18 protein-coding genes and 1 tRNA gene are annotated in these 19,633 nt (G+C 54.8%); 9 read left to right on the forward strand and 10 right to left on the reverse strand.

The annotated features are described in order from the left end of the window. Together EYY67_RS22965 and orn are read right to left on the reverse strand one after the other, a co-directional pair. Positions 1-76, reverse strand: a tRNA-Gly gene (locus EYY67_RS22965). 213 nt (positions 77-289) lie between these two features. Next, positions 290-835 carry an oligoribonuclease gene (orn, locus tag EYY67_RS22970; RefSeq protein ID WP_095923708.1) on the reverse strand — a complete coding sequence of 182 codons (546 nt, stop codon included), beginning with the start codon at positions 833-835 and terminating at the stop codon, positions 290-292. Positions 836-961: 126 nt separating this feature from the next. Between orn and rsgA the strand changes: the two genes are divergently transcribed. From rsgA to mscM, 3 genes are all read left to right on the forward strand, one after another. Next, positions 962-1,999: a small ribosomal subunit biogenesis GTPase RsgA gene (gene rsgA / locus EYY67_RS22975; protein WP_095923709.1), complete on the forward strand. Its 1,038-nt coding sequence runs from the start codon at positions 962-964 to the stop codon at positions 1,997-1,999. 181 nt (positions 2,000-2,180) lie between these two features. After that, positions 2,181-3,167: an archaetidylserine decarboxylase gene (gene asd / locus EYY67_RS22980; protein WP_119823474.1), complete on the forward strand. Its 987-nt coding sequence runs from the start codon at positions 2,181-2,183 to the stop codon at positions 3,165-3,167. Positions 3,168-3,213: 46 nt separating this feature from the next. Beyond that, entirely contained in the window at positions 3,214-6,582 is a 3,369-nt protein-coding gene (mscM, locus tag EYY67_RS22985) for a miniconductance mechanosensitive channel MscM (RefSeq protein WP_095923710.1), read from the forward strand. Positions 6,583-6,650: 68 nt separating this feature from the next. On the opposite strand, the gene EYY67_RS22990 is transcribed toward mscM, so the two are convergent. The 3 genes from EYY67_RS22990 to epmA all read right to left on the reverse strand — a co-directional run bounded on the left by EYY67_RS22990 (position 6,651) and on the right by epmA (position 10,714). Next, positions 6,651-8,009 (reverse strand): 8-oxoguanine deaminase, encoded by a 1,359-nt coding sequence (locus EYY67_RS22990; protein WP_131694458.1) that lies wholly within the window; start codon positions 8,007-8,009, stop codon positions 6,651-6,653. Between the two features lie 94 nt (positions 8,010-8,103). Further along, entirely contained in the window at positions 8,104-9,471 is a 1,368-nt protein-coding gene (locus EYY67_RS22995) for a nucleobase:cation symporter-2 family protein (RefSeq protein WP_119823438.1), read from the reverse strand. 265 nt (positions 9,472-9,736) lie between these two features. Further along, positions 9,737-10,714, reverse strand: coding sequence for an elongation factor P--(R)-beta-lysine ligase (epmA, locus tag EYY67_RS23000; RefSeq protein ID WP_095923713.1), 978 nt, complete (start codon positions 10,712-10,714; stop codon positions 9,737-9,739). Positions 10,715-10,997: 283 nt separating this feature from the next. Here epmA and frdA point away from each other — a divergent pair, with 283 nt between their 5' ends. The 5 genes from frdA (at position 10,998) to blc (ending at position 14,963) form a co-directional block, all read left to right on the forward strand. Beyond that, complete coding sequence (gene frdA / locus EYY67_RS23005; RefSeq protein WP_095923714.1) at positions 10,998-12,797, forward strand: fumarate reductase (quinol) flavoprotein subunit; 1,800 nt, start codon at positions 10,998-11,000, stop codon at positions 12,795-12,797. Next, complete coding sequence (locus tag EYY67_RS23010; protein ID WP_014333647.1) at positions 12,790-13,524, forward strand: succinate dehydrogenase/fumarate reductase iron-sulfur subunit; 735 nt, start codon at positions 12,790-12,792, stop codon at positions 13,522-13,524. The genes frdA and EYY67_RS23010 overlap by 8 nt, the downstream gene beginning before the upstream one ends. Positions 13,525-13,535: 11 nt before the next feature. Continuing rightward, complete coding sequence (gene frdC / locus EYY67_RS23015; protein ID WP_095923715.1) at positions 13,536-13,946, forward strand: fumarate reductase subunit FrdC; 411 nt, start codon at positions 13,536-13,538, stop codon at positions 13,944-13,946. 9 nt (positions 13,947-13,955) lie between these two features. Beyond that, positions 13,956-14,315 (forward strand): fumarate reductase subunit FrdD, encoded by a 360-nt coding sequence (gene frdD, locus EYY67_RS23020; RefSeq protein ID WP_095923716.1) that lies wholly within the window; start codon positions 13,956-13,958, stop codon positions 14,313-14,315. Between the two features lie 123 nt (positions 14,316-14,438). Beyond that, positions 14,439-14,963 carry an outer membrane lipoprotein Blc gene (gene blc / locus EYY67_RS23025; RefSeq protein WP_131694459.1) on the forward strand — a complete coding sequence of 175 codons (525 nt, stop codon included), beginning with the start codon at positions 14,439-14,441 and terminating at the stop codon, positions 14,961-14,963. Positions 14,964-15,037: 74 nt separating this feature from the next. On the opposite strand, the gene EYY67_RS23030 is transcribed toward blc, so the two are convergent. The 3 genes from EYY67_RS23030 to efp form a co-directional block, all read right to left on the reverse strand. Then, positions 15,038-15,172, reverse strand: a complete 135-nt coding sequence (locus tag EYY67_RS23030; RefSeq protein WP_013573744.1) for an entericidin A/B family lipoprotein — start codon at positions 15,170-15,172, stop codon at positions 15,038-15,040. 117 nt (positions 15,173-15,289) lie between these two features. Next, positions 15,290-15,418, reverse strand: coding sequence for an entericidin A/B family lipoprotein (locus EYY67_RS23035; protein ID WP_013573743.1), 129 nt, complete (start codon positions 15,416-15,418; stop codon positions 15,290-15,292). A 95-nt stretch (positions 15,419-15,513) separates the two neighbouring features. Next, positions 15,514-16,080, reverse strand: a complete 567-nt coding sequence (gene efp, locus EYY67_RS23040) for an elongation factor P (RefSeq protein ID WP_013573742.1) — start codon at positions 16,078-16,080, stop codon at positions 15,514-15,516. 38 nt (positions 16,081-16,118) lie between these two features. On the opposite strand from efp, the gene epmB reads away from it, so the two are divergent. After that, positions 16,119-17,147 carry an EF-P beta-lysylation protein EpmB gene (gene epmB / locus EYY67_RS23045; RefSeq protein WP_131694460.1) on the forward strand — a complete coding sequence of 343 codons (1,029 nt, stop codon included), beginning with the start codon at positions 16,119-16,121 and terminating at the stop codon, positions 17,145-17,147. Positions 17,148-17,335: 188 nt separating this feature from the next. Here the strand turns inward: epmB and EYY67_RS23050 are convergent, their stop codons facing one another. Next, positions 17,336-17,680: a DUF4156 domain-containing protein gene (locus tag EYY67_RS23050; RefSeq protein WP_095923719.1), complete on the reverse strand. Its 345-nt coding sequence runs from the start codon at positions 17,678-17,680 to the stop codon at positions 17,336-17,338. 299 nt (positions 17,681-17,979) lie between these two features. Continuing rightward, a complete protein-coding gene (gene groL, locus EYY67_RS23055; protein WP_095923720.1) occupies positions 17,980-19,626 on the reverse strand; it encodes a chaperonin GroEL in 1,647 nt (548 codons plus the stop codon). Between the last annotated feature and the right edge of the window lie 7 nt (positions 19,627-19,633).

The raw sequence follows: 19,633 nt of genomic DNA on the forward strand, positions 1-19,633 counted from the left end.
TGGAGCGGGAAACGAGACTCGAACTCGCGACCCCGACCTTGGCAAGGTCGTGCTCTACCAACTGAGCTATTCCCGCTCTGCGCACTCAACGAAATTCTTCATCGGTACGGGGTGCGCATTATACGAGAAATCCTTTTTGCCGCAAGCCCCTGAAAGCAAAAAAATGAATTTTTCGTTCAAGTGCCGATTAAACCATCAAAGCGGTGAATTAATCAGCGAAACACAGTGATTTCATGTTCCGCGGCGTAATAAAAAAGATTTCAGGTATTTTATGAAAGCTTTAAAAAGCTTAAAGCTGAATGAAATGTTCGCGGTAATAGGCTAATTCGGCGACCGATTCACGGATATCATCCAGTGCCTGATGGGTATTTTGCTTTTTAAACCCGGCCAGCACTTCCGGTTTCCAGCGACGCGCCAGTTCTTTCAGTGTGCTGACGTCCAGATAACGGTAGTGGAAATAGGTTTCCAGCTCCGGCATGTACTTAAACAGGAAACGCCTGTCCTGCCCGACGCTGTTGCCGCAAATCGGTGATTTACCGGCGGGCACCCACTCGCGCAGGAACTCGATGGTTTTTTGCTGGGCGGCATTGTCATCAAACGGGCTGGCCTTGACGCGATCCACCAGACCGCTGCCGGTGTGCGTGCGCACATTCCAGTCATCCATCAGCGCCAGTTGTGCATCAGACTGATGTACCGCCATCACCGGCCCTTCGGCCAGAATGTTCAGATGCGCATCGGTCACCAGTGTCGCAATCTCAATAATACGGTCACGTTCAGGATCCAGACCGGTCATTTCCAGGTCGATCCAAATTAAGTTCGAGTCATTTGCAGCCATGATGTGTCCTGTTACAAAGTAGAGAGTTGACGGAGTTCTCCGTCATTCGGGCAATTACTATAAAATAGCTGGTATCATAGTCGTTTTGGTCGCACCGAGCGATTAAAGCCAGTTAAGTGAGGCGCAGTGACTAAGTCAAAACTGTCTAAAGGGCAACAACGTCGCGTTCAGACTAACCACCAGCGTCGTCTGACACAGACCGACAAACGGAAAGAGCTGGACGATTCTCTGCATGGCGAACCGCAGGACGGCGTCGTCATCAGCCGTTTCGGGATGCATGCGGACGTTGAAGCGGCCGACGGCAGCCAGCACCGTTGCAATATCCGCCGTACCATCCGTTCCCTGGTCACCGGAGACCGCGTCGTCTGGCGCGCCGGTGAAAATACCAGTGTGAAAGGCATCGTCGAGGCGGTTCACGAGCGCACGTCCGTGCTCACCCGCCCTGATTTCTATGATGGCGTGAAACCCATCGCGGCAAACATTGACCAGATTGTCATTGTTTCCGCCATTCTGCCGGAACTGTCGCTCAATATTATCGACCGTTATCTGGTGGCGTGTGAAACCGTTGAAGTTGAGCCGCTGATCGTGCTCAACAAAATCGATCTGCTTGATGACGAAGGCCGTAAATTCGTTCAGGGCATGATGGATATTTACCGCAATATCAATTACCGCGTGCTGGAAGTCTCCAGCCAGACCGGTGAAGGTATGCCAGCGTTTGAAACGGCGCTGACCGACCGCATCAGTATTTTCGCCGGTCAGTCCGGCGTCGGCAAATCGAGCCTGCTGAATGCCCTGCTGCCACCGGATGAAAAACAAATTCTGGTGAACGACGTGTCTGACAACTCAGGTTTGGGTCAGCACACCACCACCGCAGCGCGTTTGTATCACTTCCAGCACGGCGGCGATGTTATCGACTCTCCGGGCGTGCGTGAGTTCGGTTTATGGCATCTGGCACCTGAGCAGATCACCCAGGGCTTTGTCGAATTCCGTCCTTTCCTTGGTTACTGCAAATTCCGTGACTGCAAACACGGCAGTGATCCGGGCTGTGCCATCCGTGATGCGGTAGACCGTGGCGAGATTGCCGAAGAGCGTTTCGACAACTACCACCGCATTCTGGAAAGTATGGAAGACGTAAAAACGCGTAAAAACTTCGACACGCTGTAATGCTAATTAATTGAATTAACATGTTAATGGCAAAGGGGTGACGTTAACGGAAGTTGAACCGTTGATTTCACCCCGTTACAATCCCCCGCCATAAAACACTGTGTGACCCTGAACGTGATTCACGGGTTTCCTGAAAATGGCCGGTACGCCGGTCATTCATACCATCCAAGAGGTTTTCCCCGTGCTGGACAGTATCAAAATCAAACTTCAATACTTACTTCCTAAACAAGGACTGACCCGTCTGGCGGGCTGGGGCGCGGATAAACGTGCTGCCACGCTGACACACTGGGTGATCAAAGCTTTTGCGCGTTTTTATAACGTCGACATGAAAGAAGCACAAAATCCGGATCTCAAATCTTACGCCACGTTTAACGAATTCTTCGTGCGTCCGTTGCGTGATGGCGCACGTCCGGTGGTCAGCGGTTTAGATATGCTTTGCCTGCCTGCCGACGGCGCGGTCAGCCAGTTGGGTGCGATTACTGATGGCAAATTGTTCCAGGCCAAAGGCCATTTTTACAGTTTAGAAGCCCTGCTGGCGGGTAATTATCTGCTGGCAGAACAGTTTAAAGACGGCCAGTTCGCCACCGTTTATCTGGCACCGCGCGATTATCACCGCGTGCATATGCCGTGCGACGGCGTGCTGCGTGAAATGATTTATGTGCCGGGCGATTTGTTCTCCGTGAACCCGCTGACCGCCGCAAACGTGCCGAACCTGTTCGCCCGTAACGAACGTGTCATCTGCGTCTTTGATACTGAATTCGGCCCGATGGTGCAGATTCTGGTCGGTGCAACGATCGTCGGCAGCATCGAAACCGTCTGGGCAGGCTGCGTCACGCCGCCACGCGAAGGCATCATCAAACGCTGGACTTATCCGGCTGCCGGTGAAGAAGGCGTGATTGCGCTGGAAAAAGGACAGGAAATGGGCCGCTTCAAACTGGGTTCCACGGTCATTAACCTGTTTGCTGCCGGTCAGATCCGCTTTATGCCAAATCTGAGCAACGGTACCGTGACCCGCATGGGCGAACCGTTCGCTGAAGCGGTACGTGCTCCGGCAGCCGCGACGGCGGAACCTGTCGTCGCGGAAGTCCCCGCAACAGAATTACCTTCAGCGACAGAGACGCCTGCCGGTGTGGCCACGGCTGAACCCCAGGTCCCGAAAGACTATTAAGTTTGTCCTGACCTGACGAAAAGAACTGAGAAAAGGATGTGACCGAGTGCGCCTGATCCCCGCCCTGCTGATGAGTTTACTGCTGTCCCTGCCATTGATGGCGGGTGCCGCGCCGACTGAAGATCAGCTCAAACAGGAGCTGAAACAGGCGGAAGCCAACAAAGAAATGGCCAATCAGACGCAGGTGGTTGAGGCGCTGCAAAGCGCGCTTAACTGGCTGAATGAGGCCAGTGTGTCAGCCGGACGCTCGGCGGAATATCAGAAGGTCATTGATGATTTCCCAAAACTGACGCAGGCCCTGCGTCAGGAACTGCAAAACCAGCCTGACAAACCGCCTGCGGTGGATGACAACATCCCGACCGCGCAGTTGGAGCAGCAAATTCTGCAGGTCAGCAGCCAGCAACTGGAAGAAACCCGCCAGTTGCGTCAGGAGCAGGATCGCTCACGCGACATCAGCGATTCACTGAGTCTTATCCCGCAACAGCAATCCGAAGCCCGTAACGCGCTTGGCGATATTGAGCAACGCATGCAGGCGGCATCCGCAGCGGCGACCTCTTCCCCGCTGGCTCAGGCACAGCTCAGTGCGCTTCAGGCCGAATCGGCGGCGCGCAAAGCGAAAGTGGATGAACTGGAGCTGGCTCAGCTTTCTGCCAATAACCGGCAGGAACTGTCGCGAATGCGCACCGATCTCTACAAAAAGCGCGCCGATTTTCTTGATCAGCAATTACAGGCGTTACGCAACACGCTGAATAACCAGCGCCAGCGCGAAGCCGAGCAGGCGCTGGAAAAAACCGAACTGTTAGCCGAGCAAAGTGGTGAATTACCCCATTCGATCAGCCAGCAGTTACAGGCGAACCGCGAGTTGTCGCTGGCCCTGAATCAGCAGGCGCAGCGGATGGATCTGATTTCCTCCCAGCAGCGTCAGGCAGCGGCACAGACCCAGCAGGTTCGTCAGGCCATTAATACTATCCGTGAACAGGCCCAGTGGCTTGGCGCGTCTAATCTGTTAGGCGAAACGCTGCGGGCGCAGGTTGCCCGCCTGCCGGATATGCCAAAACCGCAACAACTTGACCGTGACATGGGGCAGTTGCGTGTTCAGCGTCTGCACTATGAAGATCTGCTGGATAAGCAGGCGATTTACCGTCAGGCCCGCCAGGACGATGGCAAACCGCTGACGGCCGCACAGCAAAAAATTCTGGATGCCCAGTTGCGGACGCAGCGGGATTTACTCAATTCCCTGCTGTCGGGCTGTGATACCCAGATTCTGGAACTGACCAAACTAAAAGTGGCGAACAGCCAGCTGGTGGAAGCGTTGAATGACGTCCACGACGCCGCCCACCGTTATCTGTTCTGGGTGGCCGACGTCAGTGCCATCGGCTTCTCCTATCCGGTCCAGGTCGCTCATGACCTGAAACGTCTGGTTTCTCTGGATTCCCTCAGCCAGCTTGGTGGCGCATCCATGATGATGGTGACCAGCAAGGAAACGCTGCTGCCGTTGTTTGGCGCGCTGATTCTGGTGATCATCAGCATCAGTTCCCGCAAGCACTATTACGCCTTCCTGGAACGCGCCAGCAGTAAAGTCGGCAAAGTCACGCAGGACCATTTCTCGCTGACCATGCGCACCGTGTTCTGGTCGATTCTGGTGGCGATGCCGTTACCGGTGCTGTGGGCGGCGCTGGGCTTCGGGCTGCAAAGCGCGTGGCCGTATCCGATTGCGGTGGCGATAGGCGATGGCGTCACCGCGACCCTGCCGATCCTGTGGGCGTTTATGGTCAGCGCCGCGCTGGCACATCCGCAAGGGTTGTTTGTGGCGCATTTCGGCTGGCCGCAACGGGCGGTATCACGGGCATTGCGCTATTACGCGCTGTCAATCTGGGTGCTGGTGCCGTTAATTATGGCGCTGATTACCTTCGATAATCTGAATGACCGCGAGTTCTCCAACACGCTGGGGCGCTTGTGCTTTGTCCTGCTTTGTATGGTGGTGGCGCTGGTCACCAACAGCCTGAAACGTGCCGGGATCCCGCTGTATCACGATAAAAAAGGCAACAGCGAGAACGTCATCAACAAGGCGCTGTGGTGGATGCTGCTGGGCGCGCCGATCGTGGCCGCGCTGGCTTCCCTGATGGGCTACCTCGCGACATCACAGGCGCTGCTGGCCCGTCTGGAAACCTCGGTCGCCATCTGGTTCGTATTGCTGGTGATTTATCACATTATCCGCCGCTGGATGCTGATCCAGCGACGTCGTATCGCTTTCGAACGCGCCAAGCAGCGCCGGGCTGAAATGCTCAATCAGCGCGCTCGCGGTGAGGAAGACGGCCATCAGGTGAGCACCAGCAATGAAGGCACGGTTGAGATTGAAGAACCGGTGGTTGATCTGGATGCCATTTCCGCACAGTCGCTGCGACTGGTGCGTTCCCTGCTGACGTTGATCGCGCTGATCTCGGTGATCTTCCTGTGGTCTGAAATCCATTCGGCCTTCTCGTTCCTGGAAAATATTCATCTCTGGCAGGTGGCGTCCACGGTTCAGGGCGTGGAGAGCATGCAGCCGATCACGCTGGGATCGGTGTTGATCGCCATTCTGGTGCTGATAATCACCACGCAACTGGTGCGTAATCTGCCCGCGCTGCTGGAACTGGCGCTGCTGCAACATCTGGACCTGACGCCGGGCACCGGTTATGCGGTGCTGACCGTGACCAAATACGTGTTGCTGCTGATTGGTGGCCTGACCGGATTCTCGCTGATCGGTATCGAATGGGCAAAACTGCAATGGCTGGTGGCGGCACTGGGTGTCGGTCTTGGCTTCGGGTTACAGGAGATTTTCGCCAACTTTATTTCCGGCCTGATCATCCTGTTTGAAAAACCGATCCGTATCGGCGACACCGTGACGATCCGCAACCTGACCGGCAGCATCACCCGGATCAACACACGCGCCACGACGATCGCCGACTGGGACCGCAAGGAGATCATCGTGCCGAACAAGGCCTTTATCACCGAGCAGTTCATCAACTGGTCGCTGTCGGATTCCGTGACCCGTGTGGTGCTGACCGTGCCTGCCCCGTCGGAAGCCAACAGTGAAGAGGTGACCGAAATCCTGCTCAGCGCCGCGCACCGCTGTTCGCTGGTGCTGGACATGCCTGCGCCGGAAGCCTATCTGGTGGATTTACAACAGGGTATTCAGATTTTCGAACTGCGTATGCACGCTGCTGAAATGGCGCACCGTATGCCGCTGCGCCATGAAATTCATCAGCTGATCCTGGCCGGATTCCGCGAGCACGGCATTACGCTGCCATTCCCGCCATTCCAGGTGCGGATGGAAACGCTGCACCGCGCGCAAAATGGCAATAATGCGACCTTTACCAGCAGCAGCGGCAGTGGTCGCAGCAGTAACAGTTCGCGCTCACCGGGCGATTTGTAAGAGTAGAGAGAACAGCAAAAGGGCAGACTCTTCTGCCCTTTTTTACGTCTCAGGATGACAGACTGAGTTTACAGATCGGCGATCAGCGCCGCTGCGGCTTTGCGATGCTGAGATATCAGCGAGCGGATATCCATTCCGACGATTTCGCCGTCGGTCACCCGCCATTTCCCGCCGACCATCACGCGATCGGCCTTTTCAGCGCCACACAGTAATAACGCAGCAATCGGGTCATGGCTGCCGCTGAAACGTAATTCATCGAGTTTAAACAGCGCCAGATCGGCCTGTTTGCCTGCCGCTATCTGCCCGATATCGTCGCGTCCGATAAGCTTCGCCGAGCCGCGTGTCGCCCAGCCCAGCACCCTTTCCGGCGTGACATATTCCGCACCGTATTTCAGACGTTGCAGATACAGCGCCTGCCGCGCTTCATACATCAGATTCGAGGCGTCATTTGAGGCCGAGCCGTCAACGCCCAGCCCGATCGGTACGCCCGCCGCTTCCAGATCCCGTGTCGGACACATGCCGGAAGCCAGCCGCATATTGGATACCGGACAATGACAGATACCGGTGCCCGCCGCGCCCAGACGCTGAATTTCGTCAGCGTTAAAATGGATGCCGTGCGCCAGCCATGTGCGGTCGCTCAGCCAGCCGACACTTTCCAGATAATCAACGGTACGCAGACCAAACATGTTCAGGCAAAACTGTTCTTCATCCAGCGTTTCCGCCAGATGGGTATGCAGCCGGACATCTTCCCGCTGCGCCAGTTTCGCGCTCTCACGCATAATCTCAGTGGTGACCGAAAACGGCGAACACGGCGCCAGCGCAATCTGCATCCACGCGCCCTCACCGCGCTGATGATAGCGGTCAATCAGACGCTGACTGTCCTGCAAAATCACCTCGCCCGATTGCACTGTTTGCTCCGGCGGCAGACCGCCCTGTTCTTCACCGAGACTCATCGAGCCGCGTGTCAGCAGCGCACGCATGCCCAGCTCACGGACCACATCGACCTGCACATCAATGGCTTCTTCCATGCCCTGCGGGAAAAGATAATGATGGTCAGTGGTGGTGGTACAACCGGAAAGCAACAGTTCCGCCATCGCCACCCGGCTTGCCAGCCCCAGCGCCTCCGGCCCTAAACGCGCCCAGACGGGATAAAGTTTTTTCAGCCACGGGAATAACGGCACGTTGACCACGGGCGCCCAGGCCCGGGTCAGCGTCTGATAGAAATGGTGATGGGTATTGATCAGCCCCGGCAACAGCACAGATTCTGAGGCATCATAAATATGATCGACCGGCTGCGAAGGCTGCTGACCGGCGACCAGCAACTCAGCTATCTTCTGCCCTTCAATGACGATGCCGCCACGGGCATCGAGTGAATTTGCGGTAAAAACCGCCAGCGGATTTTTGATCCACATGCGTTGTTCTGACATGTCTGACTTCCTTTTTAGGGTCACAATAAATTCAAAAAGTGAGTCAGCTCAGTTATGCCCTGTCTGCTGATCCAGGGGCGCAACGCGCGGGATTTCAGTGAACCTTAACTTCTTGTGCCGCAACACTTGTGCTGCGTTCTGCCGGCATCAGTAAGTTGAGCAGGATAGCGATAACGCCGCCGCTGGTCACCGCATGGCCGAAGATATTGCCGACAATTGGCGGGAACTGGCTGAGCACGTCCGGTACGGCTTCAATGCCCAGACCAATGCCAAAGGCGATGGCGATAATCAGCATTTCGCGGCGTCCGACCGGCGACTGCGTCATGATGCGGATGCCCGCCGCGACCACGCTGCCAAACATCACCAGCGTTGCGCCACCCAGCACCGGCGCAGGGATTTGCTGCAACATTTCGCCGATAAACGGGAACAGCCCGAGCACTAATAATACCGCGCCGATATACATGCCGACAAAACGACTGGCGACGCCGGTCATCTGGATCACGCCGTTATTCTGCGCGAAGGTGGTATTAGGGAATGATGAGAAGGCCGCCGCAATAATACAGCTGATGCCGTCCGCCAGGATCCCGCCTTTCAGGCGTTTGCGGAAGCTTTCGCCTTCAATCGGTTGCTGCGACAGCATGCAGTTGGCCGTCAGATCGCCCACGGCTTCCAGAATGCTGATAAACGACACCAGCGCGATCGGCACGAAGATGATCCAGTCGAATTTAAACCCGAAGCGGAACAGTTGCGGCAGGGCAAACCAGTCGCCCTGCAAGGGTTTCACCGTCAGATGACCGGTCAGTGCCGCCGCGATACAGCCGACAACAATCCCCAAAACGATGGATGACAGACGCAGCCAGCGCACGTTGATACGGTTGCAGGCGACAATCACCAGCAGCGTCAGTGCGCCCAGCCCGAGGTTTGCCGGTGCACCGAAATTCGTGGCACCGTGGCCGCCCGCCCAGTCGGTGATGCTGACTTTAATCAGGCTGATGCCAATCAGCGCGATCACGGTGCCGCTGACCAGCGGGGTGAACACGCGGCGCATCTGGCCGATAAACCGGCTGACCAGCAACGGAATAAAAGCGGCCACGAAGTTCACGCCAAAAATCATCGCCATGATGTCTTCCGGCGAGCCGCCACGGCTTTTCACCAGCATACCGCCGGAGAGGATCACCCCCAGAAACGCAAAACTGGTGCCTTGCAGACAAATCATCCCCGCGCCCACCGACATAAACCGGCGCGCCTGAATGAATGTCCCGATGCCGGATGCCAGCAAAGACATGCTGATCAGATAAGGCAGATAGGCATTCAGCCCCAGCACCGAGCCGATAATCAGCGGCGGGGTGATGATGCCGACGACGCTCGCCAGCACATGCTGGATGGCGGTGAAGAATGCCGGTGCCGGTGCGATGCGCTCTTCCAGTCCATAAAGAAGTTCTTTGTCGTTGGATTCTGACATAACGGGTTTTCCGGATGATGAGTGATGATCCGGTAATGCATAAATCAGGCCAGCGGCAGGAAAATTTACGTTAAGGCACAGAAAATGCCCTGCGGATGCGGGCTGGCGGGAAACAGGGCAGCCTGAAACTTTAAAATCAGTGTTGCGCCATTTAGGTACTTTTGTTTCAGAAAAAGTGCATTTTTGGTTTCATTGCACACTATCAGGGCAAAAAAACAGGGGAAGGAGAAAAAACCCTGATCAGAAAATCAGGGCTTAGGTCAGATCAGGCGCGGGTCACCGGGAAGGCCAGCACATCACTCAGGCTTTCAGCGCCGAGGGCAATCATAATCAGGCGGTCAACACCCAGCGCCACACCGGAACACTCCGGCATACCGTGCGCTAAGGCATCCAGCAGATTGTTATCGACAGGATGCTGCGGCAGGCCGCGCGCCGTACGTTTGCGGTTATCCTGCTCGAATCGCTGACGCTGCTCGCGACTGTCTGTCAGTTCACGGAAACCGTTCGCCAGCTCAATGCCTTTGTAATACACCTCAAAACGCTCCGCCACACGGTGGTCTTCCGTGCTGATTTCTGCCAGAGCGGCCTGGGTCGCCGGGAAGTGATAAACGAACGTCGGTTTGTCGCGGCCAATGTGTGGCTCGACACCCATGGTGAACAGCAGCTGCAACAGCGTATCGCGGTCTTCTTCGGTATCGGCAATGTTGGATAAATCCAGTTTCGCCGCCGCTTCACGCAACTCAGTTTTATCGGCAGACAACGGATCCACGCCGAGATGGCGGGTAAACGCCTGCTGATAAGAAAGTGTTTCTGCGGTATCGCAGTCGAGAACCTGCTGGAGCAAATCATCCACTTCATTCATCAGGCGGTACATGTCATAACGCGGACGGTACCATTCCAGCATGGTGAATTCGGGGTTATGGTGACGCCCGGCTTCTTCATTACGGAAGCTGCGTCCCATCTGATAAATCGGACCACTGCCCGCCGCCAGCAGACGTTTCATGTGATATTCCGGGCTGGTCATCAGATACAACGTCATGCCATCAGCTGCGCCCGGCCCGACAAAACGTGTCTCAAACGGCACCAGATGAATGTCGGTCACCGTGGCCTGACTCATGGCTGGCGTTTCGACTTCCAGTACGCCGCGATCGGCAAAGAAACGTCGAATCTCAGCGAGAATAGCCGCACGCTTCAACAAATTGGCGATGGGAGCACTGGGTTGCCAGCTTGCTGTTTCGCTCATGGTGATTTACTCCGAATTCAGAAAAGTCATGCAGTCTACCTGCATCCCCGCAGGCAAACAAATATCTCATTTTGCAAAGCACAATGCAGAGAAAGCCTAAACCCGCGTTCACATCAAATTACCACTTCTACCCCTTTGGTATCATAATTCCCTTACAAACTATAAGAATATCAGCCGCCGGGACAGCGCCTGTATGTCATCGGGGTTCACTAACTCTTCGATTCTGAAGAGCTTTTCGCGGGTGTTTCAAACCCGATCTCATTGATGATAGTGGAGGAATGCAGTGCAAACCTTTAACGCCGACATTGCAATTATAGGTGCAGGTGGGGCGGGTTTACGCGCAGCAATAGCCGCAGCGGAAGCCAATCCCAACCTGAATATCGCGTTGATTTCGAAAGTGTACCCAATGCGCAGCCACACGGTGGCCGCCGAAGGCGGTTCGGCCGCAGTGACGCAAGATCACGACAGTTTTGATTTTCACTTCCAGGATACCGTTTCCGGAGGCGACTGGCTGTGTGAGCAGGACGTGGTGGAACATTTCGTTCATCAGTGCCCGACTGAAATGGCCCAGCTTGAACTGTGGGGTTGCCCGTGGAGCCGTAAAGAGGACGGTTCCGTCAATGTCCGCCGCTTCGGCGGGATGAAGATCGAACGCACATGGTTCGCTGCCGATAAAACCGGCTTCCACATGCTGCACACCCTGTTTCAGACGTCCCTGAAATACCCGCAAATCAAACGCTTCGATGAGCATTTCGTTCTCGACATTCTGGTCGATGAAGGCCAGGTGCGCGGCGTGGTCGCCATCAATATGATGGAAGGCACCCGCGTACAAATCCGCGCCAACGCCGTGGTCATGGCGACCGGCGGTGCAGGCCGCGTTTACCGTTACAACACCAACGGCGGCATCGTCACCGGCGATGGCATGGGCATGGCGTTCCGCCACGGCATTCCGCTACGCGACATGGAGTTCGTGCAATATCATCCGACCGGCCTGCCGGGTTCCGGCATTCTGATGACGGAAGGCTGCCGCGGTGAAGGCGGTATTCTGGTCAATAAAGACGGTTACCGTTATCTGCAGGATTACGGCATGGGGCCGGAAACGCCGCTGGGCGAGCCGAAAAATAAATACATGGAACTGGGCCCGCGCGACAAAGTCTCTCAGGCTTTCTGGCACGAATGGCGCGCCGGACGCACCATCGAAACCCCGCGTGGCGACGTGGTGTATCTGGATTTACGTCATCTGGGCGAGAAAAAACTGCGCGAGCGGCTGCCCTTTATCTGCGAGCTGGCTAAAGCCTACGTCGGCGTCGATCCGATTACCGATCCGATCCCGGTGCGCCCTACCGCACACTACACCATGGGCGGCATCGAAACGGATGCGCAGTGTGAAACCCGAATCAAAGGTCTGTTTGCCGTCGGCGAATGTTCTTCTGTCGGCCTGCACGGTGCTAACCGCCTCGGCTCAAACTCACTGGCAGAACTGGTGGTGTTCGGGCGTATGGCCGGTGAAAAAGCGGCAGAACGCGCAGCAGAAGCCAAAGATACCGGCAACAGTGCAGCGTTAGACGCACAGGTGCGTGATATCGAAAACCGTCTTGCCGCACTGATGGCACAGGAAGGCGATGAAAGCTGGGCGGCCATCCGTGACGAAATGGGTCTGGCGATGGAAGAAGGTTGCGGCATTTACCGCACCACCGAGCTGATGCAGAAAACCATCGATAAGCTGGCGGAACTGAAGGAACGCTTCAAACGGGTGAAAATCCAGGATACCTCCAGCGTGTTCAATACCGATTTGCTGTACACCATCGAACTGGGGCATGGCCTGGAAGTCGCCGAATGTATGGCGCATTCCGCAATCAATCGTCGCGAATCACGTGGCGCACATCAGCGTCTCGATGAAGGTTGTACTGAACGTGATGACGTGAATTTCCTCAGGCATACCCTGGCCTTTTATCAGCCAGATTCCGCCCCGCGTCTGGAATACGGTGACGTGAAAATTACCACGCTGCCTCCGGCAAAACGTGTGTACGGCGGGGAATCTGAGACTCACGATAAAAAAGATAAGGAGCAATCACGTGGCTAAAATGCGCAGCCTGAAGGTTGAAATCATGCGCTATAACCCGGAAACGGACAGCGCGCCGCATCCGGTGGTGTATGACGTGCCTTTCGATGAAACAACGTCACTGCTCGATGCGCTGGGTTACATCAAAGATCATCTGGCAGCAGACCTTTCCTACCGCTGGTCGTGCCGTATGGCGATCTGCGGCTCCTGCGGCATGATGATCAACAAGGTGCCGAAACTGGCCTGCAAAACCTTCCTGCGGGAATACCCGGAAGGCATGCAGGTGGAAGCGCTGGCGAATTTCCCGGTCGAGCGTGATCTGGTGGTCGATATGACCCACTTTATCGAAAGCCTGGAAGCCATCAAACCTTACATTATCGGCAATACCCGCACCGTGGGTGAAGGCCCCGGTAAACAAACCCCGGCGCAAATGGAGAAATATCATCAGTTCTCCGGCTGCATCAACTGCGGTTTATGCTACGCCGCCTGCCCGCAGTTTGGCCTGAATCCTGAATTCATCGGCCCCGCCGCTATCACTCTCGCGCACCGCTACAACCTCGATAACCGTGACCACGGCAAGGCGCAACGTATGCCGCAGTTAAACGGTCAGAACGGCGTCTGGAGTTGTACGTTCGTCGGGTATTGCTCCGAAGTCTGTCCGAAGCACGTCGACCCTGCTGCCGCCATTCAGCAAGGCAAAGTCGAAAGCGCTAAAGACTTCATGATCGCGAGGCTGAGACCGCAATGAGGGAGGACAATATGACAACGCAAAGTACAGGCAGCAAACGTAAACCCTACGTGCGTCAGATGAAAGCCAGCTGGTGGCAAAGCCTGCCGTTCTACCGGTTTTACATGATCCGTGAAGGCACGGCGGTCCCGGCGGTGTGGTTCAGCCTGTTGCTGCTGGCGGGAATTTTCTCGTTACGCAACGGCGCGGAAAGCTGGGCGGGTTTTGTGCATTTTCTGCAAAATCCGGTGGTTTTGCTGATTAACCTCATCGCCCTGCTCGCGGCCTTGCTGCATACCAAAACCTGGTTCGAACTGGCACCGAAAGCCTCCATTGTTGTGGTGAAAGGCAAAAAAATGGGACCGGAACCGGTCATTGCCGGTTTCTGGGGCGTGACCGTTGTCGTGACGCTGGTTATTCTCGCCATCGCACTGTTTCTTTAAGGAGGCGACATGAAAAATACTCTTCCTAAACGTTCAGATGAGCCGGTGTTCTGGGGATTGTTTGGTGCCGGTGGTATGTGGAGCGCGATTTTCGCGCCGGTGATGATTCTGCTGGTGTGCTTTCTGCTGCCGCTGGGATTTTTCCCCGGTGACGCACTGAGCTATCCGCGTGTGCTGGCGTTCGCGCAGAGCTGGATCGGGCGGCTGTTCCTGCTGCTGATGATCGTGCTGCCGCTGTGGTGCGGACTGCACCGGATCCATCATGCGATGCATGATCTGAAGATCCACGTTCCGGCCGGTAAATGGGTGTTCTACGGGCTGGCAACGATCTTAAGTATTGTCACCCTTATCGTATTGATCCGTCTCTGATCCCTTCGGATCTGACTTTCCAGCGGCCATCTCTCTGGCCGCTGCTTTCATTTTTCCCCGCCGGTTTTCCCTTTTCCCGTGTTGTTACCTACACTTAGTCGAAACACTAAGGAAGGAAACTCTATGCGTATCTGGTCAAAACTCGGCGTCATCGTGACAGCAGTCATGTCTGTCGCCTGTAGCGTCACACCACCGAAAGACGTCAACGTCGTCAATAACTTCGAACTCACCCGCTATCTGGGCACCTGGTATGAAGTCGCCAGACTGGATCATCGTTTTGAGAGCGGGCTGGAGCGCGTCACGGCGAATTACAGCCTGCGCGACGATGGCGGTGTGAAAGTCATTAACCGCGGGTTTAATCCGCAGAAGAATAAATGGCAGGAAAGCGAAGGCAAAGGTTACTTCACCGGATCGCCTGCGCGGGCGGCGCTCAAGGTGTCATTCTTCGGCCCGTTCTATGGCGGCTATAACGTGATTGAGCTGGATAAGGATTATCAGTACGCGCTGGTTTGCGGCCCAGATAAAAGCTATTTGTGGATCCTGTCACGCACTCCGACGCTGGATGACAGCGTGAAGCAGAAGCTTCTGCAAACCGCGCAGCGGTATGGATTTGATACCAGCAAACTGGTGTGGGTGAAACAGCCCTGATTCTTGTGCCCCATAAACAACACTGCCTGCATCAATGTGCAGGCAGACTTCAGCTTACTTCACGTCAATTACCGCTATTGTGCGCTTTTCTGAATGGCTTCCCCACCGGCAGAGACATCTTCCCCCACGCCACGCGTGGTGTTGCAGGCGGTTAACGCAGAAGACAGGATAAGAACAGACAAGATAGCGAGGATACTTTTCTTCAACATATAAATTTCCTTCCTATAAGAGAATGTAAAGTACGACGCTTTAAGTGTAGATAACTTTCAGGAAATTGAAGCGAACAGGAGGGATTTTAGGACTGTTGGAAAAACGAGGCTGAAGAATCAGCCTGCTTTGGAAATCGCGCCACCCAGATGCTGGATGTCTTCACCGAAACCATGAACCGTGTTGCAGCCGGATAACGAAGCCAGCAACATCACTGAAACCACGATAAACATCATCTTCTTCAACATGGTAAACACAATCCAATTCAACAAGTTGGGGCTGGAAAGCTGCGACAGGCATTCCCCTGTGGCAGCTTTCATCCGACGTAATAAGTCCTGAGAACTTATTTAACGCGGGAAACGTATTCGCCAGAGCGGGTGTCACAACGGACGATTTCGCCGATCTGCACGAACAATGGCACTTTAACCACAGCGCCGGTGCTCAGGGTCGCTGGTTTGCCGCCGGTACCTGCGGTATCACCTTTCAGGCCCGGATCAGTATCGACAACTTCAGCTTCGATGAAGTTCGGTGGCTGAACCGCGATAGGACGGCCATCCCACAGAGTCACGATACATTCTGCGTTGTCCTGCAGCCATTTAGAGGCGTCAGAAACAGTTTTCTCTTCAACCTGATGCTGTTCAAACGTCTCAGGGTGCATGAAGTGGTAGAACTCACCGTCGTTGTACAGGTAGTTCATGTTGGTATCTACAACGTCAGCGCCTTCGCATGAGTCAGTAGATTTGAAGGTTTTTTCGACACGGGAACCGGTCAGCAGACGACGCATTTTAACGCGTGCGAAAGCCTGGCCTTTGCCTGGTTTTACAAATTCACTGGATTCGATAGCGTAAGGCTCGCCCTCGAACATGATTTTAAGACCCGGACGGAAATCGTTGCTAGAATAAGTCGCCATGATGGCCCTCTAATTTTAAACTGGTATTAGCCAAAAAAATGGCAAACATTGTAACCCTAAACACGCCATTTAGAGAAGATTGGTTGTATCAACTCGGCGATGTTATCACTGACCCGGATGAACTGCTTACTCTTCTGGCACTTAACGACAATGCAGAACTGCAAAGTGGGCGTGAAGCCCGTCGTTTGTTCCCGCTTCGCGTGCCCCGCGCCTTTGTGGCACGTATGCAGCCGGGCGATCCACAGGATCCTTTATTGCTTCAGGTATTGACCGCACGCGAGGAATTTATCGCCGCGCCGGGCTTTACCACTGACCCGCTTGATGAACAACGCAGCGTTGTTCCGGGTCTGTTGCACAAGTATAGCAATCGCGCCCTGTTACTGGTGAAAGGCGGATGCGCGGTAAATTGCCGCTACTGTTTCCGCCGTCATTTCCCGTATCAGGACAACCAGGGAAATAAGGCCAACTGGGTTCAGGCGCTGGATTATATCCGCACACGCCCCGAACTCGATGAAATTATTTTCTCCGGCGGCGATCCGCTGATGGCGAAAGATCACGAACTCGACTGGTTGATCAGCGAACTGGAAGGCATCGCGCACATTAAGCGGCTGCGTATCCATACCCGTTTGCCGGTCGTGATCCCTGCCCGCATCACCGATACCTTCTGCCAGCGCCTTGAAAAATCACGACTTCAGGTGCTGATGGTGACGCACATCAATCACGCTAATGAGATTGATGATGCGTTGCGTGCCGGCATGGTGAAGCTGAAACGCCACGGCGTGACACTACTCAATCAAAGCGTGCTGCTGCGTGGCGTCAATGATTCTGCTGATGTGCTTGCTGCGCTGAGTAACGCCCTGTTCGATGCCGGCATTTTGCCTTACTACATCCATGTGCTGGATAAAGTACAGGGCGCGGCGCATTTCATGGTGAATGACGACGAAGCGCGCGTCATCATGAAGGGGCTGATGAGTAAAGTGTCAGGCTATATGGTGCCGAAACTGACCCGCGAGATTGGCGGCGAGCCAAGCAAAACCATTTTGGATCTGCGGCTGAAGCAGTTTTAACAACCTAATCTCCCCCCAAATAATTCAAGTTGCAGGAAGGCGGCAAGTGAGGGAATCCCGATGAGCTTACTCAGGTAAGTGATTCGGGTGACTGAACGTAGCCAACGCGCCTGCAGCCTGAAGAATGAAGGGGGAATGCAAAAAGGGATGCCACGGGCATCCCTTTAGTATTTATAGCCTTCACGCGACTATGGACACTTATAAACCTGACCGACCATTTTGCTGTCAACCGGTGCAAAGCTGGACAGGAAGTTCTGTGACGGGCTGTTGGCACCATAGATGGTGTTGCCGCCCATGGCTGCCGCTTTATTACGCAGGTCATTGGCTGCACCACGCATGGAGCTGCCGTCGCCGCCGGTACCGGAGAACCAGTTGCTTTGGGCACCCGTTACTGCGCCAAGCAGCTGACATTCAGCGCCTGGTTTGTCGTCGGTGAATTTCACCTGCTGGCCCGCTGCATCCAGTTGATGAGTGGTACTGCACCCGGCAAGCAGCGCGATAGCTGACAGGCCCAGTAACATTTTAATCCGCATCACTTTCCCCATTTGTTTTTGTAATCACATAAAGCCTATCAGAAAACACCTGGCTCTCTTAGGCATCCGTTGCCACGCATACCCAAGTTTGCGCTATCGGTAAAAATCCGAAACCACGCAGAAATGAGTCTACACGCTAAAGGCCGACGACAATGAGAGTTATCTTACTGAACCTGATAAAAAAGGGTCAAATAAAAAAACCCGGTCTTTTCAGACCGGGTTTCTTCAGTACATTGTGTCAGTAAGCAAAAATGCCCGCTGATTTGGCGTACCTGCGGATGAACGCAGGGGGATGATGATTACATCATGCCGCCCATACCGCCCATGCCACCCATACCGCCAGCGCCGCCCATATCGACTTTATCGTCTTTCGGCAGGTCGGTGATCATGCACTCAGTGGTGATCATCAGGCCAGCGACAGAAGACGCGTACTGCAGCGCAGAACGGGTCACTTTCGTTGGATCCAGGATACCCATTGCGATCATGTCGCCGTACTGTTCAGTGTAAGCGTTGTAACCGAAGCTGCCTTCGCCTGCTTTCACTTTGTTGGCGATAACAGAGGCTTCTTCACCTGCGTTCACTACGATCTGACGCAGTGGAGATTCCATTGCGCGCAGAGCAACGCGGATACCCACGTTCTGGTCGTCGTTGTCGCCGGTCAGGTTAGCCAGAGTGTGAGCAACGCGGATCAGCGCCACACCACCACCTGCAACCACGCCTTCTTCTACCGCAGCACGGGTTGCGTGCAGGGCATCTTCAACGCGGGCTTTCTTCTCTTTCATTTCAACTTCAGTCGCTGCGCCTACTTTCAGAACGGCTACGCCGCCTGCCAGTTTAGCCACACGCTCTTGCAGTTTTTCGCGGTCGTAATCAGACGTCGCTTCTTCGATCTGCTGACGGATCTGAGAAACACGGCCCTGGATTGTTGCTTCTTCGCCAACGCCATCGATGATGATGGTGGTGTCTTTGTTGATAACAACACGTTTCGCCTGACCCATATCTTCCAGAGTCGCTTTTTCCAGCTCCAGACCGATCTCTTCAGAGATAACGGTACCGCCGGTCAGAGTTGCGATGTCCTGCAGCATAGCTTTACGACGGTCGCCGAAGCCTGGTGCTTTAACCGCAGCCACTTTCACGATGCCGCGCATGGTGTTCACGACCAGCGTCGCCAGAGCTTCGCCTTCCACGTCTTCAGCAATGATCAGCAGTGGTTTACCGGCTTTCGCAACGGCTTCCAGTACTGGCAGCATTTCACGGATGTTAGAAATTTTCTTGTCAGCCAGCAGGATGAACGGGCTTTCAAGTTCGATTGAACCGGTTTCTGGTTTGTTGATGAAGTACGGAGACAGGTAACCGCGGTCAAACTGCATGCCTTCAACAACGTCCAGCTCGTCTTGCAGGCCGGTGCCTTCTTCAACAGTGATGACGCCTTCTTTGCCTACTTTTTCCATCGCTTCAGCGATCAGTTTACCGACAGTTTCGTCGGAGTTAGCAGAGATGGTACCAACCTGTGCAATGGCTTTAGAGTCAGAGCAAGGGACAGATAATTTTTTCAGTTCTTCAACCGCATGAACGACAGCTTTGTCGATACCACGTTTCAGATCCATCGGGTTCATACCGGCGGCAACAGCTTTCAGGCCTTCAGTGATGATGGCTTGTGCCAGAACGGTTGCGGTAGTGGTACCGTCACCCGCTGCATCGTTCGCTTTGGACGCGACTTCTTTCACCATCTGTGCGCCCATGTTTTCGAACTTGTCTTCCAGTTCGATTTCACGTGCAACGGACACGCCGTCTTTAGTGATGGTTGGTGCGCCGAAAGATTTGTCCAAAACCACGTTGCGGCCTTTAGGGCCCAGGGTCACTTTTACTGCATCAGCAAGGATGTTTACGCCACGCAGCATTTTCACACGGGCGTCGTTACCGAATTTTACTTCTTTAGCTGCCATTGTTAAT

The sequence above is a fragment of the Rahnella victoriana genome (assembly GCF_004330295.1).
Classification (GTDB): Bacteria; Pseudomonadota; Gammaproteobacteria; order Enterobacterales; family Enterobacteriaceae; genus Rahnella; species Rahnella victoriana.